At 75.6% G+C, this 26,378-nt stretch carries 22 protein-coding genes, 2 tRNA genes and 1 pseudogene; 16 read left to right on the plus strand and 9 right to left on the minus strand.

Annotated elements, in window-relative coordinates; translation table 11 throughout:
* From AB0C87_RS29475 to AB0C87_RS29485, 3 genes are read right to left on the minus strand one after another with little or no spacing between them, the layout of a single operon-like run.
* The gene (locus AB0C87_RS29475; RefSeq protein ID WP_353834959.1) at positions 1-948 is read right to left on the minus strand and encodes a VWA domain-containing protein; all 948 of its coding nucleotides are present in this window, start codon (positions 946-948) and stop codon (positions 1-3) included.
* Positions 945-1,955 (minus strand): DUF58 domain-containing protein, encoded by a 1,011-nt coding sequence (locus AB0C87_RS29480; protein ID WP_345187028.1) that lies wholly within the window; start codon positions 1,953-1,955, stop codon positions 945-947. Before AB0C87_RS29480 ends, AB0C87_RS29475 begins: the two co-directional genes overlap by 4 nt.
* Entirely contained in the window at positions 1,952-2,968 is a 1,017-nt protein-coding gene (locus AB0C87_RS29485; protein ID WP_345187026.1) for an AAA family ATPase, read from the minus strand. Before AB0C87_RS29485 ends, AB0C87_RS29480 begins: the two co-directional genes overlap by 4 nt.
* Positions 2,969-4,023: 1,055 nt before the next feature.
* Here AB0C87_RS29485 and AB0C87_RS29490 point away from each other — a divergent pair.
* Both AB0C87_RS29490 and AB0C87_RS29495 read left to right on the plus strand, forming a co-directional pair.
* Positions 4,024-4,674 carry a LysE family translocator gene (locus tag AB0C87_RS29490; protein ID WP_345187024.1) on the plus strand — a complete coding sequence of 217 codons (651 nt, stop codon included), beginning with the start codon at positions 4,024-4,026 and terminating at the stop codon, positions 4,672-4,674.
* 122 nt (positions 4,675-4,796) lie between these two features.
* Positions 4,797-6,443 carry a DUF885 domain-containing protein gene (locus tag AB0C87_RS29495; protein WP_345187022.1) on the plus strand — a complete coding sequence of 549 codons (1,647 nt, stop codon included), beginning with the start codon at positions 4,797-4,799 and terminating at the stop codon, positions 6,441-6,443.
* A 129-nt stretch (positions 6,444-6,572) separates the two neighbouring features.
* Here the strand turns inward: AB0C87_RS29495 and AB0C87_RS29500 are convergent, their stop codons facing one another.
* From AB0C87_RS29500 to AB0C87_RS29510, 3 genes are all read right to left on the minus strand, one after another.
* Complete coding sequence (locus tag AB0C87_RS29500; protein WP_353834963.1) at positions 6,573-6,932, minus strand: hypothetical protein; 360 nt, start codon at positions 6,930-6,932, stop codon at positions 6,573-6,575.
* Positions 6,933-7,152: 220 nt separating this feature from the next.
* The gene (locus tag AB0C87_RS29505; RefSeq protein WP_360580506.1) at positions 7,153-8,067 is read right to left on the minus strand and encodes an alpha/beta hydrolase; all 915 of its coding nucleotides are present in this window, start codon (positions 8,065-8,067) and stop codon (positions 7,153-7,155) included.
* Positions 8,068-8,193: 126 nt separating this feature from the next.
* Positions 8,194-9,654 (minus strand): aldehyde dehydrogenase family protein, encoded by a 1,461-nt coding sequence (locus AB0C87_RS29510; RefSeq protein WP_353834965.1) that lies wholly within the window; start codon positions 9,652-9,654, stop codon positions 8,194-8,196.
* A 363-nt stretch (positions 9,655-10,017) separates the two neighbouring features.
* On the opposite strand from AB0C87_RS29510, the gene AB0C87_RS29515 reads away from it, so the two are divergent.
* Positions 10,018-10,090: transfer RNA gene (locus AB0C87_RS29515), tRNA-Cys, on the plus strand.
* 41 nt (positions 10,091-10,131) lie between these two features.
* Positions 10,132-10,204: transfer RNA gene (locus AB0C87_RS29520), tRNA-Arg, on the plus strand.
* Positions 10,205-10,255: 51 nt separating this feature from the next.
* On the opposite strand, the gene AB0C87_RS29525 is transcribed toward AB0C87_RS29520, so the two are convergent.
* Together AB0C87_RS29525 and AB0C87_RS29530 are read right to left on the minus strand one after the other, a co-directional pair.
* Positions 10,256-10,708 carry a hypothetical protein gene (locus AB0C87_RS29525; RefSeq protein ID WP_353834966.1) on the minus strand — a complete coding sequence of 151 codons (453 nt, stop codon included), beginning with the start codon at positions 10,706-10,708 and terminating at the stop codon, positions 10,256-10,258.
* A gap of 174 nt (positions 10,709-10,882) precedes the next feature.
* Positions 10,883-11,608 carry a TetR/AcrR family transcriptional regulator gene (locus AB0C87_RS29530; RefSeq protein ID WP_345187693.1) on the minus strand — a complete coding sequence of 242 codons (726 nt, stop codon included), beginning with the start codon at positions 11,606-11,608 and terminating at the stop codon, positions 10,883-10,885.
* Between the two features lie 94 nt (positions 11,609-11,702).
* Between AB0C87_RS29530 and AB0C87_RS29535 the strand changes: the two genes are divergently transcribed.
* Entirely contained in the window at positions 11,703-12,749 is a 1,047-nt protein-coding gene (locus tag AB0C87_RS29535; protein ID WP_360580509.1) for an ATP-binding cassette domain-containing protein, read from the plus strand.
* Positions 12,746-13,573 (plus strand): ABC transporter permease, encoded by an 828-nt coding sequence (locus AB0C87_RS29540; protein WP_345187699.1) that lies wholly within the window; start codon positions 12,746-12,748, stop codon positions 13,571-13,573. Before AB0C87_RS29535 ends, AB0C87_RS29540 begins: the two co-directional genes overlap by 4 nt.
* A 75-nt stretch (positions 13,574-13,648) precedes the next feature.
* Here AB0C87_RS29540 and AB0C87_RS29545 read toward each other — a convergent pair whose 3' ends face one another.
* Positions 13,649-14,536, minus strand: coding sequence for a helix-turn-helix transcriptional regulator (locus AB0C87_RS29545; protein WP_360580511.1), 888 nt, complete (start codon positions 14,534-14,536; stop codon positions 13,649-13,651).
* A gap of 256 nt (positions 14,537-14,792) precedes the next feature.
* Here AB0C87_RS29545 and AB0C87_RS29550 point away from each other — a divergent pair, with 256 nt between their 5' ends.
* The 10 genes and pseudogenes from AB0C87_RS29550 to AB0C87_RS29595 form a co-directional block, all read left to right on the plus strand.
* A complete protein-coding gene (locus tag AB0C87_RS29550; RefSeq protein WP_360580513.1) occupies positions 14,793-15,809 on the plus strand; it encodes a zinc-dependent alcohol dehydrogenase family protein in 1,017 nt (338 codons plus the stop codon).
* Positions 15,810-15,834: 25 nt separating this feature from the next.
* A complete protein-coding gene (locus tag AB0C87_RS29555; protein WP_360580515.1) occupies positions 15,835-16,242 on the plus strand; it encodes a cupin domain-containing protein in 408 nt (135 codons plus the stop codon).
* A 79-nt stretch (positions 16,243-16,321) separates the two neighbouring features.
* Positions 16,322-16,648: pseudogene (locus tag AB0C87_RS29560) on the plus strand (SDR family oxidoreductase); the annotation flags it as partial.
* A gap of 193 nt (positions 16,649-16,841) precedes the next feature.
* Positions 16,842-17,852, plus strand: a complete 1,011-nt coding sequence (locus AB0C87_RS29565) for a hypothetical protein (protein WP_360580517.1) — start codon at positions 16,842-16,844, stop codon at positions 17,850-17,852.
* A 117-nt stretch (positions 17,853-17,969) separates the two neighbouring features.
* A complete protein-coding gene (locus AB0C87_RS29570; RefSeq protein WP_360580519.1) occupies positions 17,970-19,139 on the plus strand; it encodes a hypothetical protein in 1,170 nt (389 codons plus the stop codon).
* An 85-nt stretch (positions 19,140-19,224) separates the two neighbouring features.
* Positions 19,225-19,977, plus strand: a complete 753-nt coding sequence (locus tag AB0C87_RS29575) for a response regulator transcription factor (RefSeq protein WP_360580520.1) — start codon at positions 19,225-19,227, stop codon at positions 19,975-19,977.
* A complete protein-coding gene (locus AB0C87_RS29580) occupies positions 19,974-21,467 on the plus strand; it encodes a HAMP domain-containing sensor histidine kinase (protein WP_360580521.1) in 1,494 nt (497 codons plus the stop codon). The genes AB0C87_RS29575 and AB0C87_RS29580 overlap by 4 nt, the downstream gene beginning before the upstream one ends.
* 91 nt (positions 21,468-21,558) lie before the next feature.
* Entirely contained in the window at positions 21,559-22,911 is a 1,353-nt protein-coding gene (locus AB0C87_RS29585) for a bifunctional glycosyltransferase family 2/GtrA family protein (RefSeq protein ID WP_360580523.1), read from the plus strand.
* Complete coding sequence (locus tag AB0C87_RS29590; RefSeq protein WP_360580525.1) at positions 22,908-25,019, plus strand: glycosyltransferase family 39 protein; 2,112 nt, start codon at positions 22,908-22,910, stop codon at positions 25,017-25,019. Before AB0C87_RS29585 ends, AB0C87_RS29590 begins: the two co-directional genes overlap by 4 nt.
* 14 nt (positions 25,020-25,033) lie before the next feature.
* On the plus strand, positions 25,034-26,378 hold a 1,345-nt coding region (locus tag AB0C87_RS29595; RefSeq protein WP_360580527.1), incomplete at its 3' end, for a glycosyltransferase family 39 protein.

Consider the following 26,378-nt stretch of genomic DNA (forward strand, 5'->3'; position numbering starts at 1 on the left):
TCAGGGGAGGCGGGAGAACCAGGCGAGCGACACGCCGCCGGCGGCGAAGGCGAACAGCAGCGCGATGCCGATGTAGCGGGCGGCGACGTCGCGGTGCTCGGTCCTGAAGCCGAGGGAGCTGCCGATGTTGGCGTACACCTCGCGGAGCTGGTCGGCGTCGGCCGCCTCGTAGGCCTTGCCCTCGGTGCTCTCCGCGAGGCTCTTGAGGGTCTCCTTGTTGACCGAGACGCTGGTGGTCTCGCCTTCGATGTCGACGGTGCCGTAGGGGGTGCCGAAGGCGATGGTGGAGACCGGGACGTGGGCGAGGCGGCTGGCGTCGACGGCCTCCTGCACCGACCGTCCGGTGGTGTTGTCGCCGTCGGACAGCAGGACGATGTGGGCGGGCGGCGGGTCCTGGCGGGCCTGGGCGTCGAAGGACCGGACGGCCTGCAGGGAGGTGAACACCGCCTCGCCGATGGCGGTGCGCTTGGCCAGGACGAGCTGGTCGAGGGAGGCGATGGCGGCGTCGCGGTCGGCGGTCGGGGCGGCGATGAGGTTGGCGTTGCCGGCGAAGGCGACGACGCCGACGTTGAAGCGGCGGGGCAGGTCGCCGATGAAGCGCTTGGCGGCGGCCTTGGCGGCGTCGAGGCGGCTGGGGGAGACGTCCCTGGCCATCATGGACAGCGACACGTCGACGGCGACCACGATGGTGGCGCGGTCGCGGGGGACCTTGACAGCGGTGGCGGGGCGCGCGAACCCGAACATCATGAAGGCGATCATGATGAGGAACAGGACGGCCGAGACGTGCCGGCGCCAGCCGGGGCGGCGGGGGGCGACCTGGGACAGCAGCGCGAGGTTGGTGAACCGGACGGCGTACTGGCGGCGGCGCAGTTGCAGGAGCAGGTAGGCGGCGGCCAGGAGCGGCAGGAGGCCGAGGAGCCAGAGGCGTTCGGGTGACAGGAAGGTCATGGGCGCACTCCCGCGGTGGTGACGGGCCGGCCTGCGGCGCGGCGCTGGCGGAGGGCGAAACGGGCGACGTCGGCGATCCAGTCGCGGTCGGTGCGCAGGACGAGGTGGTGGGCGCCGCAGCGGCGGAGGGCGGCGCGGGTGCGGTCGCGCTGGGCGGCGGCCGCGGCGGCGTAGCGTTCGCGGACGCGGCGGCTGAGGACGATCTCGTGGACGGTGCCGGTCTCGGGGTCGGTCATCTCCACGAGGCCGACGTCGGGCAGGTCGAGTTCGCGGGGGTCGATGATCTCGATGGCGAGGACCTGGTGGCGGGTGGTGAGGCGGCGCAGGGGGCGTTCCCAGGCGGGCTGGCCGTGGGGGCCGTCGGGGGTCTCGACGCCGTCGGGGGCGAGGAAGTCGGAGATGACGACGCGCAGGCCGCGGCGGGTCTGGCCGCGGTCGAGGGCGGCGACGGCGGCGGCGAGGTCGCGGGGCGGGGCGGTGGCGCCGGTGCGCGGTCCGGTGCGGTCGTCGGCGGACTGGGCGTCGAGGGCGGTCTGGAGGAGGGCGTACAGGGCGGCCTTGCCGGTGCGGGCGGGCCAGCGGCGCATGCCGTCGTCGTGGAGGAGGTAGGCGCCGACGCGGTCGCCGAGGCGGACGGTGAGGAAGCCGACGGCGGCGAGGGCGGCGACGGCGAGGTCGCGTTTGATCATGGTGCCGGTGCCGAAGTCCATGCTGGGGGTGAGGTCGACCAGGGCCCAGGCTTCGAGTTCGTGGTCGGCGATGAGGTCGCGGACGTGGGGGGTGGTGGTGCGGGCGGTGACGGCCCAGTCCATGTGGCGGACGTCGTCCTCGCCGGGCTGGTAGAGGCGGGCTTCGGCGAGTTCGGTGCCGGGGCCGGGGAGCAGGCCGAGGTGTTCGCCGTTGAGGAGGCCGTCGAGGCGGCGGGTGACCTGGAGTTCGAGTCGGCGCAGGGTGCGTTCGGGGGCGAGGTGGGCGAGTTTGCCGCTGCGCCGGCGCCGGGGGGTCATGCGGTGGTCACCGCCGCCGCGCCGTGGTTCCAGACGACGCGGGGTGGGGGGACGGCGGCGAGGATCTGGTCGACGACGTCGGCGGTGTCGATGCCGTCGGCGAGGGCGTCGAAGGTGAGGACGATGCGGTGGGCCATGACGTCGCGGGCGACGGCGCGGACGTCGTCGGGCAGGACGTAGTCGCGGCCGGCCAGGAGGGCGAGGGCGCGGGCGGCGGAGGCGAGGCCGAGGGTGGCGCGGGGGCTGGCGCCGATGTCGATGACGCCGCGCAGGTCGGGGAGGCGGTACTGGTCGGGTTCGCGGGTGGCCATGACGAGCCGGACGATGTAGTCGGCGATGAGTTCGTGGACCGAGATCTCCTGGACGGCGCGCTGGAGGCCGGCGAGGCGGTCGGTGTCGAGGATCTGGGCGGCTTCGGGGGGGTCGACGCTCATGCGCTGGAGGATCTGGAGTTCCTCGTGGGCGGCGGGGTGGTGGACGTCGACCTTCATGAGGAAGCGGTCGCGTTGTGCTTCGGGGAGGGGGTAGACGCCTTCGGACTCGATGGGGTTCTGGGTGGCGAGGACGAGGAAGGGGCGGGGGAGGGGGTAGGTGTTGCCGCCGAGGGAGACCTGGCGTTCGGCCATGACCTCCAGGAGGGCCGACTGGACCTTGGCGGGGGCGCGGTTGATCTCGTCGGCGAGGACGAAGTTGACGAAGACGGGGCCGAGCTCGACGTCGAACTGCTCGGTGGAGGGGTGGTAGATGCGGGTGCCGACGATGTCGGAGGGGACGAGGTCGGGGGTGAACTGGAGGCGGGCGAAGGTGCCGCCGACGACGCGGGCGAGGGTGCCGACGGCGAGGGTCTTGGCGACGCCGGGGACGCCTTCCAGGAGGCAGTGGCCGCGGGCGAGAAGCGCGACGATCATGCGTTCGACCATGTGCTCCTGGCCGACGATGACCTTCTTGACTTCGGCGAGGGTGTACTGCAGGAGGACTGCGGCCTCGTCGACGTCGGTGGCGGCGATGGTCATGTGGGTGTCCCTCACTTGTCCGTCGTGTGCCCTGTCCTCGTGCGTCGGGATGGGGTGCCTTACGACCCTACGCGATCACTTGTACCCGTTGGCGGGGGATACGTGCGTGCGGGGGATGATCGGTTCGGGGGTGCGGGCGGGGGGTGTTCCGGGGCCGATCGTAGGGCGTGGTTGTTAGTGTTGCGGCCATGTCGAGGCCGTTGCCGCCGGGTGATCCCGCTCAGTTGGGGCCGTTCCGTCTGTCGGCGCGTCTGTCGGAGTCCGCTGCCGGGATCGTGTTCCTGGGGGTGGACGGCGAGGGGCGCCGGGCGAGTGTGGCGGTGCTGAACCGGGGTGCGGCGGGTGATGCGGCGGCGCGGGACCGGTTCCGTGCGGCGATCAACGCGGCGGTGCCGGGTCCGGGGCGGGGTCCGGGGGGCGCTGGTCCGGGTGAGGGTGCGCCGGTGGTGGCGGCGCAGCCGGACGGGCCGGCGCCGTGGGTGGCGACGTCGTATGAGGCGGATCGTGTGGGGGCGGAGCGGTTCTTGGAGCCGGTGGCGTTCCAGGGGTCGGCGCGCGGGTGGTGGGGCGGGCGTCGGCGTGGTCCGCAGTTCCAGCCGTATTGGCTGGGGCAGGGCGAGCCGGCGTTGGAGGGGCCTCGGCCGGTGCCGGGCGGGGGTCCGGTTCCGGTGGGGGAGCGGGGGCCGGAGCGGAGTCTGGTGGCGGCCGTGGTGGGTTTGGCGGCGGCGTTGCTGGTGCTGGCGTTGTTGATGGGTGTGTTGTTCGCGTGTCAGCCGGTGGCGAAGGAGCCGCCGCCTCCGCCGCCGGAGCCGACGCCGTCGATTCGGGCGCCGGAGCGGTCTCCGGTGCCGACGACGCCGGCTCCGTCGCCGTCGGTGCCGCCGAGTTCGCCGGGTCCGTCGTCGCCTTCGCCTTCGCCGTCGTCGGGTTCGGGTGGTGGGGACGGCGCTCCCCTGTAGGGGGTTTGGGGCGGTCTGCTCGCCTGTGCGGAGAAGGCCGCCCATGCGGGGAATAGAGCGTTGCGTGGTGGTGCGCCGGGCGGACAGCATGGGGGGATGCTGGAGAGTCTGCTCGCGTTCGCGGGCGCGGCCGTTCTGATCGCGTTGGTGCCGGGGCCGAGCACGGTGGTGATCATGCGGCAGTCGCTGCGGTCGGGGCGGCGCGCGGGGCTGTGGGCGGTGCTGGGCAACGAGACGGGCGTGCTGCTGTGGGGGGTGGCGGCGGCGGTGGGGCTGTCGGCGCTGCTGGCGGCGTCGCGGCTGGCGTATGAGGGGTTGCGGGTCGCCGGTGCGGTGGTGCTGGTGTGGTTCGGGGTGCGGGCGCTGTGGGGTGCGCGCCGCGGCGGTCCGGCCGCGGGGGAGGATCTGCGCGATGAGCGGGGCGGTGGCGGTGCGGGGGCCGGGGCTTCGGGGTGGCGGTCCTACCGGCTGGGGCTGGTGACGAACTTCGCGAATCCGAAGGCGGGGGTGTTCGCGGTGTCGTTCCTGCCGCAGTTCGTGCCGGAGGGGTGGCCGGTCGCGGCGGTGCTGGTGGGGTTCTCGGTGCTGTGGGCGCTGATCGACCTGGTCTGGTACACGGCGGTGGTGTGGCTGGTGGGGTCGGCGCGGCGGGTGCTGGGGCGTCCGGTGGTGCGGCGGCGGCTGGACCAGGTGTCGGGTGTGGTGCTGGTGGGGCTGGGTGTGCGGTTGGCGGCCGAGGCGCGCTGAGGGGCCTGGCGGTGCCGTCGCGGTGGTGCCTCGGTGAGTGCCGGGCGGTTGCTCTGGCGGGGGCGGCCGGTTTGGCACTTTCTCATGATCACTTTTGGGGGCGGGCGTCGTAGCCTGGGGCGGTGACCTCACTGGATGGCCTCGCCGACCGCTTTGTGGACGAGTTCGCCGCGCTGGACCCGTGCCTGGCGGCGATGATGGGGATCGCCGGGCAGGACGACCGGCTGACCGACTACGGGCCGGACGGGGTGGAGGCGCGTGCGGAGCTGACGCGGCGGACGCTGGCGGAGCTGGGCCGCGTGCCGGTGCGAGGCGAGGCGGAGCGGATCGCGGCGGCGGTGCTGCGGGAGCGGCTGGAGGTCGAGGCGGCGCTCGACGAGGCGGGGGTGCGGGAGCAGTTCCTGGACACCACCGACGGGCCCGTCCAGCGGCTGCGGATGGCGCTGGAGCTGCTGGACCAGGGGGCGGACACCGACTGGGAGGCCGTCCGCGCGCGGATGGCGGCGCTGCCGGGGGCCCTGGCCGGGCTGCGGGCGTCGTTGGTGCGGGCGTGCGGGCAGGGCCGGGTGGCGGCGCGGCGGCAGGTGCTGCGCAGTGCCCGCGAGTGCGCGGGCACTCCGGCGTATCTGGCGGGTCTGGCGGCGCGGTACGGGGACGGGCCGCTGCGGGGGGCTTTGGAGGAGGCGTCGGTGGGGGCGTCGGCGGCGCTGGGGGATTTCGCGTCGTTCCTGTCGGGGGAGCTGGCGGCGCGGGCGCCGGAGCGGGACGCGCTGGGCGCCGACCGGTACCGGCTGGGGGTGCGGGACTTTCTCGGGACGGACCTGGATCTGGCGGAGACGTACGCGTGGGGCTGGGAGGAGCTGGCGAGGGTCGAGTCGGAGATGGCGGGGGCGGCGCGGGAGATCCTGCCGGGTGAGCCGCTGCCGGCGGTGATGGCGGCGCTGGACGCCGATCCGGCGCACCGGGTGGGGGGCGCGGATGCGTTCCGGGGGTGGATCCAGGAGCTGGCCGACCGGGCGATCGCCGATCTGGACGGGGTGCACTTCGACATTCCGGGGCCGCTGCGGCGGATCGAGTGCCGGATCCCGCCGGTGGAGGCGGGGGTCTACTACCTGGCGCCGGCGGAGGACCTGTCGCGTCCGGGGACGGTGTGGTGGACGGTGCGGGACCCGTCGGCCGACATCGTGACCTGGACGGTGCCGACGACGATGTTCCACGAGGGGGTGCCGGGTCACCATCTGCAGCTGGGGGTGACGACGCTGAACCGGGGGTTGAACCGGTTCCAGCGGGTGTCGAGCGAGCTGCATCCGGGGCACTGCGAGGGGTGGGGGCTGTACGCGGAGCGGCTGATGGACGAGCTGGGCCACTACCGGGATCCGGCGCACCGGCTGGGGATGCTGGCGGGCGGGCAGCGGTTCCGGGCGGCGCGGGTGGTGCTGGACATCGGGTTGCATCTGGAGCTGCCGATTCCGGCGGGGGCGGGGTTCCACGAGGGGGAGCGGTGGACGCCGGAGCTGGGTTTCGAGTTCCTGCGGGGGCGCATGGGGCCCGATCCCGATGCGGCGGTGGCGTTCGAGATCGACCGGTATCTGGGGCGTCCGGGGCAGGCGATCGCCTACAAGCTGGGGGAGAAGGTCTGGCTGGAGGCGCGGGAGGCGGCGCGGCGCCGGGAGGGCGCGGGCTTCGATCTGAAGGCGTTCCACCGGCGGGCGCTGGATCTGGGGCCGATGGGCCTGGACCGGCTGCGCGCTGAGCTGGCGCGGTCGTGACGGGCGGTGCGGCGCGGGGGCCCGGGGTCTGAGGCGGGCCTGGCGGCGGGCCAGGGCCCGGGGAGGACCGGGCTCGCACGTCGGATCAGGGCGGGCTCGTGACGGGTCGGCGCGCGGGACCAGACAGGGTCAGACGGGTTCGGAGGGGTTGAGGTGGGCTCGGGTGTGGCTTTCCAAGGCTTCGACGCCGGTTTCGCGGAGCCAGCGCCGCTGGTTGGGGCGCTGCCAGTCGGACCGGGAGGTGTCGGCCGTGCTCAGGACGCCCGCGCCCGCGGCGTCGCGTGCGCCGGCCGCGTCGCCGGCCACGGATTCGGTGATGTCGTCGGATCTGCCGATGTGGCAGGCGCGCTCGTCACCGGGTTCGACGATGGTCTTGTGGTAGCGGGGCGGCCACCGCAGCAGCAGGCGGCGGCCGCACGTGGGACAGGCCCATTCCTCCAGCCCGGTTTCCCCGGTCCGGACGCGGCGCAGCTCGTGGGTCCGGTACAACTTGCCTCTCCTCGCCGGTCGGCTGAGTTCCGGCCAATGTTCGTGCGTTAGTGATTTCCCGCGCCCAGCAGGTTAAACGACACGGCAAGCGTCTTTAAGGTCGATGATGAGCCGTGCCCAGCACGTCCGTAATCCGGATCTGTCGCCGGTGACGGCGGCCCGGCCGGACCGCACCACCGGCACCACCGCACCACCGGGGCCGCCGGATCGGGGCGCCGCATCAGGTGAGGGCGCGGCGCACGGCCTCGCCGATCCGCGCGACGGCCTCGGCGGGGCGGCGCGCGAACGCCCCCCATCCGAGGAAGCCGTGGTCCAGGCCCGTTCCGGGGACGAGCACCACGGGCACCCCGGCCTCCCGCAGCCGCGCCGCGTGCGCCTCGGCCTGCGGGCGCAGCCGGTCGTGCTCGGCGGTCGCGATCACCGCCGGGGGCAGGCCCGACGGGTCGGGGTCCAGCAGCGGCGACACGCGCGGATCGGTGCGGTCGGCGCCGCGCAGGTAGGCGTCCAGGGCGCGGCCGATGCCCGAGGGCGGGAACCGCAGCCCGTCGGGGTCGGGCAGCGACGGCGGGACCTCGCGCAGGTCCAGCGCCGGGTACAGCAGGACCTGCAGCGCGGGCCGGGCCGGTCCCGGGGCGCGCAGCAGGCCGGCGGCCGCGGCGGCGAGCTGGCCGCCCGCGCTGTCCCCGGCCACTCCGATCCGGGCGGGGTCCAGGCCGAGGCGGTCCGCGTTCGCCGCGACCCCGGTGACGGCGGCGACGGCGTCGTCCAGCGCGGCCGGGAACGGGTCCTCGGGCGGGCGCCGGTACCCGGCCGACACCCACGCGACGCCGCTGGCCGCCGCCAGTGCCCGCACGACGGGGTCGTAGGACTCGACGTCGCCGAGCACCCACCCGCCGCCGTGGAAGTACACCAACGCCGGCGCCGGGCCGTCCCACGCGGGCCGGTAGAGCCGGGCGGAAATCGGGCCCGCGGGGCCGGGCAGCGTCAGGTCGGCCACGGTGTCGACGGGCGGGCGCGGGGAGCGGGCGAGGTCGGCGGCGTGCTCGCGGCGTGCGTCGCCGACCGTGCGGCCCGTCCCGCCGGGTGCGGCGAGGCGGGCCCGCAGGAACGCCAGGTACTCCGGATCGCGCCCCATCAGCCCTCCTCGGCACCGAGCCTACGACCCGCGGGGAGACCCGCAGGGCCTGCGCCGCAGGGCCTGCGCCGCAGGGCCTGCGCCGCAGGGTGCGGCGGGCGGACGCTCGCAGGGGGCCGGGGAAGGTCAGAAGGGGTAGGTGGCGATCTCGCCGCGGACCGTGACCCACTGCGTCTCGGTGAACGCCTCGATGTTGGCGTCCGGGCCGCCGAACCGCGAGCCGTTGCCCGAGGCCCCCACCCCGCCGAACGGCACGACCGGCTCGTCATTGACCGTCTGGTCGTTGATGTGGACGAGCCCCGCCGGGATCGCGTCGGCGATCTTCATGGCCTGCCCGACGTCGCCGAGGATGCCCAGCGACAGCCCGTACTCGGTGGCCGACGCCAGCTCCACCGCCTCCTGCGGCGTGGAGAACGGCACCACCGGCGCGACCGGGCCGAACACCTCCTGCGCGTAGGCGGGCATGTCGGGCGTCACCTCGTCCAGGACGGTCGGGCGGTAGAACAGGCCCTCGTGGGTGCCGCCCGCCGCGAGCCGCGCCCCGGCGGCGACCGTCGCCCTGACCAGTTCGTCGACGTGGGCGAGCTGCCCGGCGTCGATGATGGGGCCGAGCGCGACGGGCCCGGCCGCCGGGTCGCCGACCGGGAGCTTGTCGGCCTTGTCGGCCAGCGCCGCCACGTACTCGGCGTGCAGGCTCTCGTGCACCAGGTGCCGCCCGGAGGTCATGCAGATCTGCCCCTGGTGCAGGAACGCGCCCCACGCGCCCGCCGACACCGCGTCGGCGACCCGCGCGCCCGGCAGCACGATCAAAGCGTTGTTGCCGCCGAGTTCCAGGTGGGCGCGCTTGAGGAGCCGCCCGCACACCTCGCCGATCCTGCGTCCGGCGGCGGTGGAGCCGGTGAAGGACACCACCCGCACCTCCGGCGCCTCCACCACCGCCTCGCCGGCCTCGCGGCCGCCCGGCAGCAGGTGCAGCAGCCCCTCCGGCAGCCCCGCCTCCTGGAAGATCCGCGCGATGCTGACCCCGCCGCACACCGCGGTGCGCGGGTCCGGCTTGAGCAGCACGGCGTTGCCGAGCGCCAGCGCGGGCGCCACCGACCGCATCGCCAGGATCAGCGGGAAGTTGAACGGGGAGATCACGCTCACCACCCCGGCGGGCCGGCGCCGCGCCAGGCTCCACCGCGGCTGCGCCGACGGCAGCACCAGCCCCTGCGGGTGCGAGGCCAGCGCCGCCGACTCGTAGCACAGGCTCGCGGCGAAGTGCGTCTCCAGCTCCGCCTTCGGCGGGATCGACCCGGCCTCCCGCACGATCCAGTCGCCGATCTCGGCGGCGTGCTCCTCGAACAACCGGCCCGCCGCGCGCAGCACCGCGGCGCGCTCCTCGTAGGTGCGGGCCGCCCAGTCGCGCTGCGCGGCCGCCGCGGCCCGCGCCGCGCGTCCCGCGTCCGCCGCGCGGGCCTCGCCCAGGGTGCCGAGCGTCCCGCCGGTCGCGGGCTCGGTCACCTCGAACACGCCGCCGTCCCCGGCCGCCGCCCAGCCGCCGTCGAAGATCTTCCCGGTCCACGCACCAGGGTCGAGCAACGTCATCGTTCCTCCTCGCAAAGGGGGCCCGCACAGAAACTCCCACCCTCGCCAGGCGCGGCGCACGCCGGACATCATCGTTCCGCTCAGTGGAAACCCGCCGGGCGGAAAACCCGTTGCGGCGCCTCCCCGCGCAGGGCAGTCTGATCGCACGGCACCCGCACGGGCCCTGCGAGGACGGGCCCCGGCGTTGGAAGGGAGGGACGGGACATGACCCGATGTCGCCGCGCACGCACCGCGCCCCGGCCCCGTCCCGCCGGCCGGACGTCCCGCTGACCCCGGCGTCCCCGTCCGCTCCCCGCGAGGGGGCGGCTCCGTATCTCTTCTCTCCGTATCCCCTTCTCCGGTCCGCGAGGGCCGGCCCCCCGTGACGCCGTGGCCGAGTGGTTCAGGCGGCGGTCCGCAAAACCGTCTCACGTGGGTTCGAATCCCACCGGCGTCTCCCGTCCCGCCCCCGCTGTCACCCTGGGGGCGGGACCTCGACTCCCCGTAGCTCAGCGGACAGAGCGCCGGCCTCCGAAGCCGGAAGCCGCAGGTTCGATTCCTGCCGGGGAGACGCGGCCGCTCCGCGCCGCACGCCGGGGTGGGCGGCCCGGCCGCGCGCAGGTCAGCGGCCCCCGAGCGCTTCCGCCCCGAGCGCCGGGCCCGGCGCGGGCGGCCACACGAACGCGTGGGCGTACCAGGCGCCCGCGTCGCCGCGCACGGGCCGCCTGCCGTAGGTGACGGCGATCGCGGCGACGTTGCGGCCGCGCTCGGTTTCCCCGCCCACCTCCCCGCCGGGTCGCAGAATTTCGCCCAGCAGCAGCCGGACCGGCTCGTGCAGCTCCAGCCGCAGCACCAGCGACCCGCTCCGGCTCGCCCCCGCCCGCGCCACCGCGTCCTGGATCAGCGGCGCCAGCCGGTCGGTCAGGCTCGCCGACGCCGGGCCGAGCCCCCACACGCGCAGGGCGCCCTGCACGATCCCGCGGACGCCGGCCACCGCGGCCCGCCCGCTCGGCAGCGGCCACCGGCCGCTGTGCAGGGCCGGTCGCGGAGTTTCCTGGGTGGGAACGACGGTCATGTGCCCCTCCGATCACGAACGAGCTGCGGGCTTTGAGCCCCCCGGGCCGGCCGCGCCGGCCCGAACGCAATCGTCACCTCGCCGGGTTCGTGCCCCGCCCGCCCCCGCTCATGCCCCCTCCCGCCGATCGCCGCCCCGCTCGACCGGGCCGCCCGACCCGAGGGGGCGGGGCGGTCAGGAACGGGCGGGCAGGGCGCCGGCGATGCAGTCCAGGACGCGTTCCAGCCCGTACCGGAACTGCTCGTCGCCGGACATGTGGGGCAGCCGCGCGTCCTTCACGATCCGCTCGAACATCGGGTACCTGCCGGTGTCGAGCAGCTCGCGGACGTAGGGGGCGCTCTGCATCATCCAGCGCTCGGGCGTCATCCCGCTCTGGCGCATCTCGCGCATCCACTCGATCTCGCCGCGCACCGTGCGCTCGACGTAGCCGTTCAGCATGTCCAGCAGGATGAGGATGTCGTCGATCGGGATCCCGACGTCCAGGGCGCCGGAGGCGAACTCCAGCAGCCGCAGCCGGTTGGGGCCGAACGTGGCGCGCGGCCGGTGCAGGCCCACCAGCCAGGCGTGGCCGCTCCACACCGCGCGGGTGTTCTCGGCGATCAGCGTCAGGTCGGCGCGCCAGTCGCCGCTCGGCCGGTCGGGGATGTCCATCTCCAGCAGGACGTGGTCGACCATCAGGTCGATCAGGTCGTCGCGGGAGGGCACGTAGCGGTACAGCGACATCGCGCCGGTGCCCAGGTCGGCGGCGATGCGGCGCATCGAGGCCGCCTCCAGCCCCTCGGCGTCGGCGATGCGGATCGCCGCCTCGGTGATCTGGGCGCGGCTGTAGGCGGGGCGCGGCCCCCGGCCCTGCCGCTCGGGGACCGACCAGATGCTGACGTGCTGCTCGCCGCCTGTCAACGGACCTCCTCGTGACTCTCCCGAGCATCCTAGTTGCGTACGTCGTACTCAGTTGTCTACCGTAGCTGCGTACAACGTACCCAGAGGAGGGGTTGTGACCGACGAACCGATCGTGTTCGCCGAGGGGCTGCGCAAGCGCTTCGGCGACACCCAGGCCCTGGACGGCCTCGACCTGGCCGTCCCCGCCGGCACGGTCTGCGGGGTCCTCGGCCCCAACGGCGCGGGCAAGACCACCGCCGTGCGGATCCTGGCCACGCTCGCCGACGCCGACGCCGGGCACGCCCGCATCGCCGGCCACGACGTCGCCCGGGACCCCGACCGGGTCCGCGCCCGCATCGGCCTGGCCGGCCAGTACGCCGCCGTCGACGAGAAGCTCACCGGACGCGGCAACCTGCGCATGTTCGGCCGCCTCTACCACCTGCCCCGCCGCGAGGCCCGCCGCCGCGCGGACGAGCTGCTGGAGCGGTTCGGGCTCGCCGACGCCGCCGACCGGCAGGTCGCCGGCTACTCCGGCGGGATGCGCCGCCGCCTCGACCTGGTCACCAGCCTGATCCTGCGGCCCCAGGTGCTGTTCCTGGACGAGCCCACCACCGGCCTGGACCCCCGCAGCCGCGGCGAGATCTGGGACGCCGTCCGCGGCCTGGTCGCCGAGGGCACCACCGTCCTGCTCACCACCCAGTACCTGGAGGAGGCCGACCGGCTCGCCGACGACATCGCCGTCGTCGACCACGGCCGCGTCATCGCCACCGGCGCCCCCGACCGCCTCAAGGCCTCCGTCGGCGACCGCCTCGACGTCGTCCTGGACGACCCCGCCGCCGCCGGCCGCGCCGCCGCGCTCCTGCGCACCCTCACCGGCAGCCACCCCGCCCTGGAAGGCGAACGCCTCTCGGTGCCGCTCACCGCCGGCTCGGTGCGCCTGGCCGACGTCGTCCGCGAACTCGACCGCGCCGGGATCACCGTCGGCGACGTCGGGCTGCGCCGCCCCACCCTGGACGAGGTGTTCCTGCGCCTCACCGGCAGCACCCCCGCCACCGACACCCCCAGCACCCCAGGCCCCGACACCCCTGAAACCGACACCTCCGAGACGGGCGCGGTCCGCGCCGCCGAGCCCGCCGAGCGCAGCCAGGAGACCGTCCGATGACCGCCCTCACCGCCCCCGACTCCCGCGCCGGACGCCTGCGCTGGGCCCTCGCCGACGGCCTCACCCTCATCGGCCGCGAACTCGGCCGCATCCGCCAGGAACCCGGCGAGCTCATCGCCGCCCTGATCTTCCCCGCGGTCATGGTCGTGCTGTTCGGGTACGTGTTCGGCAGCGCCATCTCCGTCCCCGGCGGGGGAAACTACCGCGAGTACCTGATGCCCGGCCTGTTCGCCATGGTCACCTTCACCTCCACCATGGCCGTCACCATGCGCGTCGCCACCGACGCCTCCCGCGGCGTCATGGACCGGTTCCGCTCCATGCCCATGGCCCGCTCCGCCGTCCCGTTCGGGCAGACCGGCGCCGAGATCCTCAACGGCGTCCTCGCCATGGTCATCATGGCCGCCGCCGGTCTGGTCGTCGGATGGCGCGCCCACAACGGCCTCTGGCAGACCGCCGAGGCCTTCCTGCTGCTGGCGCTGATGCGGTACGCGCTCAGCTGGGCCGGCTGCTACCTCGGCCTGGTGGTGAAGAACGAGCAGACCGCCGACCAGCTCATCCCCCTGGTCTTCCCGGTCACCATGCTGTCCAACTCCTTCGTCCCCACCGGCGGCATGCCGAAGGTCCTGCAGGTCATCGCCGAATGGAATCCCGTCAGCGCCCTCACCGCCGCCTGCCGTGAACTGTTCGGCAACCCCGGCGCGCCCGCCGGCGACCTGGCCTGGCCCCTCGCCCATCCCGTCCCCGCCACGATCGGCTGGGCGCTGCTCCTGCTCGCGGTGTTCGCGCCCCTGTCCGTGCGGACCTACCGGGTCCGCGGCCGCTGACCCCGCCGCGCCTGCCGCCGGACCATCGACGGGTCCGGTGGCAGGCGCGGCGGACGCGTTCCAGTCCGGGGACGGTCAGGCGCCCGAGCGTGGCGCGGGGGAGGAGGTCTGGGGAGTGGCGGCCCACGAGGCGAGCAGGCGCAGGCCCTCCTCGGAGGCGGACCCGGGCTCGGCCGTGAAGATGGTCAGGGTGAGACCCGGCTCGGCGGCCATCTCCAGACCCTCGTAGGCGAGCGTGAGGTCGCCGACGACCTGGTGGTGGAACCGCTTGGTTCCGCTGCCGTGGTGGCGCACGTCGTGGGCGCCCCAGCGGGTGCGGAACCCGTCGCTGCGGGTGGACAGCTCACCGACGAGGTCGTGCAGATCCTTGTCGTGCGGGTTGCGGCCCGCCTCGGTGCGCAGGATGGCGACGGTGATGTCGGCGGCCAGGTCCCAGTCGGGGTAGAAGCGGCGCGCGGTGGGGTCCAGGAAGGTGAAGCGCGCCAGGTTCGCCTGGTTGCCGGGAGTGGCGTAGACGTCGTCGTAGAAGGCGCGGGCGAGCTGGTTGGCGGCGACGATGTCCATGCGGCCGTTGCGGACGAACGCCGGCCCCGCCGTGACGGCGTCCAGCGCCCACTGCAGGCTCCGGTGCGGCTTCCACTGCCCCTTGGGGCGGCGGCGGGGACGGGTGAGGGCCTCGGTGCCGTCGGCGGCCTGAGCCAGGTTCAGCAGATGGGCGCGTTCGGCGTCGTCCAGCCGCAGCGCCCGGGCGAGCGCCTCCAGGACCGCCGGGGAGACGCCCGCGAGATTGCCGCGTTCCAGCTTGGCGTAGTACTCCACGCTCATGTCGGCCAGCGCCGCGACCTCCGTGCGGCGCAGCCCCGGCACCCGGCGCCGGGAACCCGGCGGCAGCCCCGCCCGCCCAGGAGTGATCTTCGCGCGCCGCGAGGTCAGGAACTCGCGGACCTCTTCACGGTTGTCCACACCTCGACGTTACGCGCTGCCCGCGGCCGCAGCCATGTACTGCCGGTACACCCTTCGACGGTGCCTCGCTACGCGCTCCGAGACGCGGTTACCTGGGAGGCGTGGTGCTCCCGCCGCAGGTCAAGCACGTGACGGCAAGGGGCCCCGCGCCCGGCCCCAGCGTGGTTCGCCACCCGGCCCGCCGGGCGAAGGACCGCACCAGGCGCCCGCCCGCACCTCTGGCGCGGCCGCGCCGTGAAAGCAAAGGAACCTTCCCATGCGCGGAGCAGTGATCCACGCCCCCGGCGACATCCGTTTCGAGACCCTGGACGACCCGAAGATCCTCCACCCCGCCGACGCGGTCATCCGCACCGCGGTCACCTGCGTGTGCGGCTCGGACCTGTGGCCCTACCGCGGCGCCGAGCCGACCGACGCGGCCCATCCGATGGGCCACGAGTACGTCGGCTTCGTGGAGGAGGTCGGGTCCGAGGTGACCTCGGTGAAGCCGGGCCAGTTCGTCGTCGGGTCGTTCGCGACCTCCGACAACACCTGCGCGAACTGCCGCAACGGCTTCCAGTCGAACTGCCTGAACCGGGAGTTCATGAGCACCTGCCAGGCCGACTACGTCCGCATCCCCAACGCCCAGGGCACCCTGGTGGCCACCGACGGCCCGCCCGACGAGAAGTTCTGGCCGGGGCTGCTGGCCGTCTCCGACGTGATGGGCACCGGCTGGTGGGCCGCCGACGCCGCCGAGGTCAGGCCCGGCTCCACCGCCGTGGTCGTCGGCGACGGCGCGGTCGGCCTGTGCGCGGTGATCGCCGCCCGGGAGATGGGCGCGGAGCGGATCATCGCCATGTCCCGGCACGAGCCGCGTCAGAAGCTCGCCCGCGCGTTCGGCGCGACCGACGTCGTCACCGAGCGCGGCGAGGAGGGCGTGGCCCGGATCAAGGAGCTGACCGGCGGGATCGGCGCCGACAGCGTGCTGGAATGCGTCGGCACCGCCGAGGCGATGCGCCAGGCCCTGCACGCGGCGCGGCCCGGCGGCGACGTCGGCTTCGTCGGCGTCCCCCACGGCGTCGGGCTCGACGGGCAGGAGCTGTTCTTCTCCCACGTCGGCCTGCGCGGCGGCCCCGCCCCCGTGCGCCGCTACCTGCCCGACCTGATCGACCTCGTCCTGACCGGCCGGATCGACCCGGGCCCCGTCTTCGACCTCACCCTCCCCCTCGACCAGGTCGCCGAGGGCTACCGGGCCATGGACGAGCGCCGCGCCGTCAAGGCACTCCTCCAGCCCTGACACCACCCGCAGACAAGGAACGGCCATGCAGATCACGCGAAGCACCATCGACACCGCCAAAGGCCCCGCGGACTGGTTCACCGGCGACGTCTACATCGACGCCGTCGCCGCGGCGCCCGCCCCGTCCCGCGTCAGCGCCAACCTGGTGCACTTCATGCCCGGGGCGCGCACCCACTGGCACCGCCACCCGCTGGGCCAGACCGTCTTCGTCACCGAAGGGATCGGCCTGTGCCGGCGCCGGGGCGGCCCCGTCGAGGTCATCCGGCCCGGCGACCGCGTGCTGTTCGAGGCCGACGAGGAGCACTGGCACGGCGCCGCACCCAACCGGCTCATGGTCCACCTGGCCATCAACGAAGGCGACGCCGACCACGACGTCGTCCACTGGCTGGCCCCCGTCACCGACGAGGAGTACGCCGCCGCCCCGCCCACCTGACCGTTCTCGTCACGAGAGGCACCTCATGAACCCGACCTAAGACTTCACCGCCCAGGTCGCCTTCGTCACGGGCGCCTCCTCCGGCACGGGCCTGGCCGCCGCCCGCGCCGCCTACCACGCCACCAAGCACGGCGTCATCGGCCTGACCAAGAGCGCCGCCCTCGAGTACGGCCCGCGCGGCGTCCGCGTCAACGCCGTCTGCCCCGGCACCATCAGCACCCCCATGGTCGACGCCATGGTCGCCGCCGGGGAACTCGACCGCGGCCGAGCCGAAGCGGGCCAGGCCATCGACCGGCTCGGCACCGCCGAGGAGATCGCCCAGGCCGTGCTGTGGCTGTGCAGCCCCGGCGCCGCCTACGTCCCCGGCGTCGCTCTCCCCGTCGACGGCGGCTACACCGCCCAATGACCCGCCCGGCGGCACGGCTCGGCCCTTCCGGGCCTGACCGTCTGACCAGGGGAGCCGGGACCAACCCGCGACGGCGCACGAACCCAGTGGGTGAGGGGACGGCTCGGCCGGCCGCCTCTTCCCCCGTGCGGGGGAGCGGTCTCGGCCGCGGCGGGGAGGCCCCGCTCGCCCCGCCGCGACCACGATCGTCGCCATGGCCACCACGCTCGCCGCCCGCCTCTCGCCGCACGCCCTGGGGCGCCGCCTGCCCGCGGCCGCGCTCGCCTGGGTCACCGCCTACGGCGCCCTGCGCGCGTACTGGGCGGCCGGGCACCGGCCCCACGCCATGTCGCCCATCGGCACCGACCTCGTCGCCTTCACCGGATGGGCGGGCGCCGGCCTGTGCGGGGCCGCCGCGCTCGTGCTGGCGCTCCTCGCGTCCCCGCGCGCCGACCGCCTGCCCCGCGCCGCGCGCCTGGCCCTGGCGGGCGCGGCCTGGGCCGCCGCGGCGTGCCTGGTCGCCTCCGGCGCGATGCTCCTGCTGGACGCGGTCGGTGCGGTCCTGCCCGGCCTGGGCCTGGGGTTCTACCCGCTCGGCGCGCTGTCGCGGGCCGCGGTCGTCGCCGCCGGGGCCATGACGGCCCTGTCCGCCCGCGCCTACACCGCGCGCACCCGCACCGGACCGGCCTGCGGCGCCTGCGCGCGCCCCGCGGCCGCGGCCGGCGCCCTGCCCCGCACACCCGCCTGGGCGTACGCGGCCGCCTACCTCGCCGTCGCCGGATGCCTCACCCGCATCGCCGCCCAGGCCGTCGTCGGGTTCGCCGAGTCGCCGCTGGCCGCCGGCGCCTCGGCGATGCTGTTCGAGGCCGGGTTCGTGCTCGGCGGCTGCCTGCTGCCCCTCGCCCTCGTCCACTCCTTCGGGCGGACCTGGCCGCGCTGGGTGCCCGGCGCGGCCGGGCGCGGCGTCCCGCGCCGGCTGGTGCTGTGGCCCGGCGCCGCGATCTCCGCCGGCCTGGTCGTCTACTTCGGGCTGATGCTGCTGCAGATGTCCTGGGAGCGGCTGCACGGCCGCAACCCGTTCCCGCCCGACGGCGGCCTCGCCCTGCCCGAGGCGTTCTTCTGGGTCGCCGTCCCCGCCTACTTCGCCTGGGGCGCCGGCATGGCCGCCGCCGCCCGCGCCTACGCCCGCCGCACCCGCACCCCCTGCCCGTCCTGCGGCCGCTGACCCCGGCCCCCGGGGGCGACGTCCCCGCGCGCTGCGGAGCTCGCGGGGACGTCGCCCGGAACTGGCAGCACTGTTCGGCAGTTATGGTGATTTGGGGCGGGATCGCGATGAGGGGGCGTGACCGTGGACGACCACGTGGGCGACAACGACGGCGACAACGACGACCGGCCGACCGGGCTCGACCGCGCCGACCAGGCGGCCGCCCGGCGGGTGCAGGAGATCTGGGACGGCCTGGCGCCGGCCGCCGCGCGCATCGCCACCGCGAGCGAACCGGTCCGCGACGCCGCCCGCGGCGCGGCCGCGCTCGCCGCCGACCGCATCCTGGCGCAGGCGTCCGGGACGCCGGTGATGAGGGCCGCCGAGCAGGCCGCACGGGACGCCGCCGTCAAGGCCGCCCGCGCCGCCGCCGAACGCGCCGTCACCGAGGCCCGCGCCGCCGCCGCGGCCAACCCCGCCACCGCCGGCGCGTTCGAGGCCGCCGCCGCCGCGATGACCCTCGCCGAGCAGGCCGCCCGCCACCCCATGGCCGCCGCCGCGCGCCGCCTGGCCGCCCAGAGCCCCCTCGCCCGCGCCGCCGCCGGCACCGTCGCCGACGCCGCCGGCCGCACCGCCTCGGCCCCCGTCGTGCAGGCCGCCACCCGCATGGTCGTGGACGCCGCCGTCGACACCGTCGCCGACGCCGCCGTGGACGCCCTGATGATCGCCGGCCGCGACGTCGTCGCCCGCGCCGTCCGCCAGACCGCCGAGCAGGCCGCCCGCGACCTGGCCGCCGCCCTGCGCGACACCGCCCGCGGCGCCGCCGAGGCCACCGGCGCCACCGGCGCCACCGCCGAACTGGCGCCGCTGGCCGAACTGGCCGCCCGCGCCGGCCGCGACCCCGCCGTGCGCGGCGCCGCCCGCACCGCCTCCGGGCTGCTCACCGCCGCCGCCGGAAGCGCCCTGGCCCGAACCGCCCGCGACCTGGCCGCCCGCGCCGCCACCGCCGCCGTCGAGGCCGTCCTGCGCGAACTGCTCCGCGACGCCCTCAAGCTCGCCCTGCGCGACACCCTGCGCGGCATCATCGTCGAGGTGTCCCGCGACGTCGTCGTCGACGTCGCCAAGACCACCTGGACCACCGCAACCCGCCCCGCCGCGCCCCGCCCGGCCGCCGCGACCGCCGTCGTCATCAAGGCCACCGTCGAGACCACCGAACCCGCCGCCGGCGGCGACGCGTGGGCCGACGCCACCGCCGAGACCGACACCGACACCGGCCTCGACCTCGGCGCGCGCCCCGACGGCGAACGCTGAACCGGCCCTCAGAAGTTTCTGAAAGAACCATGAGAAACACCCGCCGGCGGCCGGGCCGCCCACTGGCGCTGTCTACCGTGAGTACATGGAACCCGGCCCGCAGGACGCACCGCCCCCGCGGATCCTCGTGGTCGACGACGAACCCGCCGTCCGCGAGTCCCTGACCAGCAGCCTGGAGTTCGAGGGCTACCGGGTCGAAGGCGCCGCCGACGGCGTCACCGCCCTGGACCAGGTCGAGCGCGAGACCCCCGACCTGGTCGTGCTGGACGTGCTCATGCCGCGCATGGACGGCCTGACCACCTGCCGGCGGCTGCGCGCCCTCGGCGCCACCATGCCGGTCCTCATGCTCACCGCCCGCGACATGGTCGGCGACCGCGTCACCGGGCTGGACGCCGGCGCCGACGACTACCTCGCCAAGCCGTTCGACCTCGACGAACTGCTCGCCCGCGTCCGCGCCATGCTGCGCCGCGCCGCCATGACCGCCCCCGCCGGTACCGCGCCCGGTACCGCGCCCGGTACCGCACCCGGCGACGTCCTGGCCTTCGACGACCTGCGCATGAACACCCTCACCCGCGAGGTCACCCGCGCCGGGCGCCCCCTGGAACTCACCCGCACCGAGTACATGCTGCTGGAGATGTTCCTCACCCACCCCCGCCAGGTCCTCACCCGCGAGCAGATCCTGGAGACCGTCTGGGGATTCGACTTCGAACCCGCCTCCAACTCCCTGGACGTGTACGTGATGTACCTGCGGCGCAAGACCGAGGCGGGCGGGCTGCCGCGGCTCGTCCACACCGTCCGCGGCGTCGGGTACGTGCTGCGCCCGGCGGCGTCCCCGTGAGCACCCGGGCCCCCGTCGCCCGGCGCCTCACCCGGAGGCTCACGCTCCGCGCCCGCATGGCGCTGCTCACCGCCGCGGCCGTCGCGCTCGCCGTCGCCGCCTGCGCCAGCGCCGGATGGCTGCTGACCCGCAACCAGCTGTACCGCGAACTGGACCGCCGCCTCGGCGCGGTGTCGGGCGGCCCGCCCGGCGCCCGCGACGGCGGCTACCGCGACGGTCAGCCCCCCTTCCACGGCCCCCGCCTGCCCCGCCGCCCCGAGGCGATCCTGGCCGCCTGCTCCTCCGACCCCACCGGCACCGGCGCCCAGAACCCGCCGCCCGGCCCCTACGAGATCATGCAGCTGGTCCGCGCCGACGGGCGGCGCTGCACCGTCCCCGGCGCCGGCGCGCTCCAGGTCGGCGCCGAGGACGCGCGGGTCGCCCGCGGCGAACGCGACCACGTCTACCACGACGGCACCGGCGTCACCGCCACCGGCGCCGAGGACGGCGTCCGGATCCTCACCCGCTCGTTCCGGCTGCCCGACGGCACCCCCGCCGCCGTGTCCTACGCCATCTCCCTCGACGAGGTCCAGGGCCCCCTGGACAACCTGGCGCTGCTGCTCACCGCCGTCACCGCCCTCGGCGTCCTGGTGTCCGCCGCCGCCGGCCTCATGATCGCCCGCGCGTCGCTGCGGCCCGTGGACGAGCTCACCGGCGCCGTCGAGCACATCGCCCGCACCGAGGACCTGGACACCCGCATCCCCGAGGAGGGCACCGACGAGATCGCCCGGCTCAGCCGCTCCTTCAACACCATGACCGCCGCCCTGGCCGCCTCCCGCGAACGCCAGCAGCAGCTCATCGCCGACGCCGGTCACGAGCTTCGCACCCCCCTGACCAGCCTGCGCACCAACATCGACCTGCTGCTGCGCGCCGAGGCCGCCGGCCGCGACCTGCCCGAGGAGACCCGCCGCAACCTGCTGGCCAGCGTCCGCGCGCAGATGCGGGAACTGTCCAGCCTCGTCGGCGACCTGCTGGAACTGGCCCGCCCCGCCGACACCGCCCCCGTCCACGAGACCGTCGCCCTGCACGAGGTCCTGGACCGCGCCGTCGAACGCGCCCGCCTGCGCGGCCCCGGCCTCACCGTCACCTGCGACGCCCGGCCCTGGCACGTCCACGGCGACCCCGCCTCCCTGGAACGCGCCATCGTCAACCTCCTCGACAACGCCGTGAAGTTCAGCCCGCCCGGCGGCACCGTCACCGCCGCCCTGCACGACGGGGAACTCACCGTCCGCGACCACGGCCCCGGCATCCCCGCCGCCGACCTGCCGCACGTGTTCGAACGGTTCTGGCGCTCCCCGTCGGCCCGCAGCCTGCCCGGCTCCGGCCTCGGACTGTCCATCGTCGCGCGCGTCGTCGCCGAATGCGGCGGAAGCGTCGCCCTGGAACCCGCCCCCGGCGGCGGCACCCTCGCCCGCGTCCGACTCCCCGGCACCCCCGGCCCCGGCGACTGACCACCCGGCGACTGACCGCCCGGCGGGTTTCTCATGCGGCGTTAAGACACGGCTCACCGCCCTCCCACACCGGCCCCCGAACCTCGGTCCCATGAGTCACCTCATCACCGAACCGGGCACGCCCGCCGCGCCGCCCCCGCCGCCGCACGACCACGGCGGACGGGGACGGCTCGTCGAGGTGGTCGTCCCCGTCCACAACGAGGAACGCGTCCTGGCCGCCAGCGTCGAACGCCTGCACTCCTACCTCGCCGACACCCTGCCCTACCCCTTCCGCATCACCGTCGCCGACAACGCCAGCACCGACGCCACCTGGCCGATCGCCCGCGACCTGGCCGACCGCCACCCCCGCGTCCGCGCCGTCCGCCTGCGCGACAAGGGCCGCGGCCGCGCCCTGCGCCACGTGTGGGGCACCAGCGACGCCGACGTCGTCGCCTACATGGACGTCGACCTGTCCACCGACCTGGACGCCTTCCTGCCGCTGGTCGCCCCCCTCATCTCCGGGCACAGCGACCTCGCCATCGGCTCCCGCCTGACCCGCGGCTCCGCCGTCGTGCGCGGCCCCCGCCGCGAGATCATCTCCCGCTGCTACAACCTGCTGCTGCGCACCGCCCTGGCCGCCCGCTTCACCGACGCCCAGTGCGGCTTCAAAGCCGCCCGCACCGAGATCGTCCAGGCGCTGCTGCCCTCGGTCGAGGACGAGGAGTGGTTCTTCGACACCGAGCTGCTGCTGCTCGCCGAACGCAACGGGCTGCGCATCCACGAGGTCCCCGTCGACTGGGTCGACGACCCCGACAGCCGCGTCGACGTCCTGCGCACCGCCCGCGACGACCTGCGCGGCATGGCCCGCGTCGCCCGCCGCATGCTCACCGGCGCGTTCCGCGCCCCCGTCGGCGGGCGCCGCGGCCCCGCCGCCGCGGGCCGGGCCGCCGACGCGCTCCCCGCCGGCATGGCCCGCCAGCTGCCCGCCTTCGCCGTCATCGGCGTCCTCAGCACCCTCGCCCAGCTCATCCTGTTCGTCCTGCTGCGCCTGTTCCTCGGGCCGCTGTGGGCCAACGCCCTCTCCCTGGTGGTCACCACCGTCGGCAACACCGCCGCCAACCGCCGCTTCACCTTCGGCGTCACCGGCCCCCGCCGCGCCATGCGCCAGCAACTCGAAGGCGGCGCCGCGTTCCTGCTCGGCCTGGCCCTCAGCACCGGCGGCCTGGCCCTGCTGCACGCCGCCGCGCCCGGCGCCGGACGCGCCGTCGAGGTCGCCGCGCTCGTCACCGCCAACGCCCTGGCCACCCTCGCCCGGTTCCTGCTCATGCGCGCCTGGATCTTCCACCCCCGCCGCCTCGGCGACCACCCCGCCGCACCCGCAACCGCACCCGCCACGGGGCGCCCCGCGGAGACCGTCGCCGCGCCCCCGCCCGCCCACGACAGCACCGGAGGCACCCCGGCATGACCTCCACCCTCACCCCGCCGCCTGCCGCTGGGCGCACCGCGCCCCGCGGCCGCGCCCGCCGCCTGCTCCTCGGACCCGAAGGCGACCCCCGCTGGGCACGCCCCGCCCTGTGGGCCGTCCTGATCGCCGCCACCGCCCTGTACGCGTGGGGACTGACGGCCGCCGGCGACGCCAACTCCTACTACTCCGCCGCCGTCAAGAGCGGCACCCAGAGCTGGAAGGCGTTCTTCTTCGGATCCCTGGACGCCGGCTCCTACATCACCGTCGACAAACCCCCCATGGCCCTGTGGGCCATGGGGCTGACCGCCCGCGTCATCGGATTCGGGACCTGGAGCCTGCTGCTCCCGCAGGTCGCCGCCGGCGCCGCCGCCGTCGCCGTCCTGCACGCGACGGTCCGCCGTGCCTTCGCGCACGCCGCCGCGCTCACCGCCGCCGCCGTCCTGGCCCTCACCCCGATCACCGTCGCGATCAACCGCGACAACAACCCCGACACCCTCCTGGTGCTGTTCCTGGTCGCCGCCGCCTGGGCCTGCCAGCGCGCCATCGACACCGGCCGGCTGCGGCCCCTGCTCCTCGCGGCGTTCCTCGTCGGATGCGGCTTCAACACCAAGATGCTCCAGGCGTTCCTGGTCGTCCCCGCGCTGGCCCTGGCCTACCTGGTCGCCGCGCGGCCCGCCCCGGCCCGCCGCATCGGGCACCTGCTCGCCGCCGGCGCCGTCCTGGCCGCCTCCTCCCTGTGGTGGACGCTGCTGGTCGACGCCATCCCCGCCCGCTCCCGCCCCTACGTCGGCGGCAGCACCGACGGCACCGCCTGGGACCTGGTCGTCGGCTACAACGGCCTCGGCCGCATTCTCGGCCAGGGCGGCGGCCCGGGCGGACGCGGCGGCCCCGGAGGTGGCGGCGGCTTCGGCGGCCAGTCCGGTGCCGGGCGTCTGTTCAACGACATCCTCGGCGGCCAGATCTCCTGGCTCATCCCGTTCGCCGTCCTCGCCCTGGCCGCCGGACTCGTCCTGCTGCGCCGCCGCCCCCGCACCGACCCCGCACGCGCCGCGCTGCTGCTGTGGGGCGGATGGCTCGCCGTCCACTACGTGGTGTTCAGCTTCGCCCAGGGCACCTTCCACCCCTACTACTCCACCGCGATGGCCCCCGCGATCGCCGCGCTCACCGGCGCCGGAGCCGTCCTGCTGACCCGCGCCCACCGCACGTCGCGGGCCTGGGCGTGGGTGCTGCCCGCGGGCGTCGCCGTCACGGGCGCGTGGGCGTTCGTCCTGCTGGACCGCACCCCGTCCTGGAACCCGTGGCTGCGGTGGGCCGTCGCCGCCGCCACCGTCCTGGCCGCCGCCGCCCTGATCGCGGGACGGGTTTCCGGCCGCGCCGGGACACGCGCCACCGTCGCCGGCCTCGCCCTCGCCGTGGCCGCGGGCCTGGCAGGCCCCGGCGCCTACGCCGTCGCGGCCGCCTCCACCACGTCCAACGGCACCAACCCCCTGGCCGGCCCCACCTCCGGCGGCGGATTCGGCGGCGGCTTCGGGCCTCGCGGCGCCTTCCCCGGCGGCCGCGGCGCGCCCCCCGCCCTGCCCGGCGGCCAGGCCCCCGGCGGGATGACGCCCCCGTGGCAGCCCGGCGGCCAGAACGCGCAGGCACCCGACGGGCCGGCAGCCGACGGGCGGGGCGCGGACGGGCGCGGGCAGCGGCCCGGCGGAGCCGGAGTGCGCGGCGGGTTCGGCGGCGGCCCCGGGGACGGCGTCGACACCCAGATGCTCACCTACCTGGAGAAGAACCAGGGCGGGGCCACCTGGCTCGTCGCCGTCTCCAGCGCCCAGGAGGCCTCCTCGATCATCCTGCGGACCGGGCGCCCCGCCATCGCCATGGGCGGCTTCACCGGCAGCGACCCCGCCATGACCGTCGCCAAGCTCCAGCAGTACGTCAAGGACGGCAAGCTCCGCTACATCCTGCTCGGCGGCCGCATGGGCCCCGGCGGCGGCGACACCGCCGTCACCGCCTGGGTCCAGAAGAACGCCACCCCCGTCGACGCCGGCGCCTACGGCGGCACCACCGGCTCCACCGGCGACGGCTCCACCGGCGCCCGGCTCTACAAGCTCGGCTGAACAGGGACACCACGATGACCACCACGATCCCGGCCGCCCCGCCCGCGCACCGCACCCCGCGCGGGCGGGGCGGCCTCCAACGGCGGCTGCTGCGCGGCCCCGCCGCCGACCCCGCCTGGGCCCGGCCCGCGCTGCTGGCCCTGCTCACCGCGACCGGCGTCGCCTACATCTGGGGACTCGGCGCGTCCGGCTGGGCCAACGCGTTCTACTCCGCCGCCGTCCAGGCCGGCGCCACCAGCTGGAAGGCGTTCTTCTTCGGCTCCTCCGACGCCGCCAACGCCATCACCGTCGACAAACCGCCCGCCGCGCTGTGGCCGATGGCCCTGACCGCCCGGCTGTTCGGCGTCAACGCCTGGAGCATCCTCGTCCCGCAGGCCCTCGTGGGCGTGGCGACCGTCGCGGTCCTGCACGCGGCCGTCCGCCGCCGCTTCCCCGCCTGGGCGGCCCTGCTCGCCGGCGCCGCGCTCGCCCTGACGCCGGTGGCCGCGCTGATGTTCCGGTTCAACAACCCCGACGCCCTGCTGGTGCTGCTGCTGACCTGCGGCGCCTACGCGGCGCTGCGCGCCCAGGAGAGCGCGGGCACCCGGTGGCTGCTGCTCGCCGCCGCCTGCACCGGAACCGGGTTCCTGGCCAAGATGCTCCAGGCGTTCCTGGTCGTCCCGGTGTTCGCGCTGGTCTACCTGCTCGCCGCGCCCGCGCCCTGGCGGCGCCGGCTGTGGCAGCTGACCGCCGCCGGGGGAGTGCTGCTCGCCTCGGCCGGGTGGTGGGTCGCGGCCGTCGCGCTGGTGCCCGCCTCCGCCCGCCCCTACATCGGCGGATCGCAGCACGACTCCGTCCTGGAACTGGCCCTCGGCTACAACGGGCTCGGACGCCTCAACGGCGAGGAGACCGGCGGCCTCGGCAACCTCGACCAGGACGCCGGATGGGGCCGCATGTTCGGGCCCGTCATCGGCGGCCAGATCTCCTGGCTGCTGCCCGCCGCGCTCGTCCTGCTCGCCGCCGGGCTGTGGGCCACGCGCCGCGCGCCCCGCACCGACCCCGCCCGCGCCGCCCTGGCGCTGTGGGGCGGATGGCTCCTGCTCACCGCCGCGATCTTCAGCTGGATGCAGGGCATCTTCCACGAGTACTACACCGTCGCGCTCGCCCCCGCGATCGCCGCGCTCACCGGGACGGGCGCCGCGCTGCTGTGGGAGCGCCGCCGCGCCCCCGCGGCCGCCGCGGTCCTGTCGGCGACCGTCGCCCTCACCGCCCTGTGGGCCTACGTGCTGCTCGGCCGGTCGCCGGACTGGCACCCCTGGCTCGCGCCCGCGGTCGCGGCCGCCGGGCTCCTTGCCGCGGCCGGGCTGGCCGCCGCGCGGC

The sequence above is a fragment of the Actinomadura sp. NPDC048021 genome (assembly GCF_040653135.1).
GTDB lineage: Bacteria > Actinomycetota > Actinomycetes > Streptosporangiales > Streptosporangiaceae > Spirillospora > Spirillospora verrucosospora.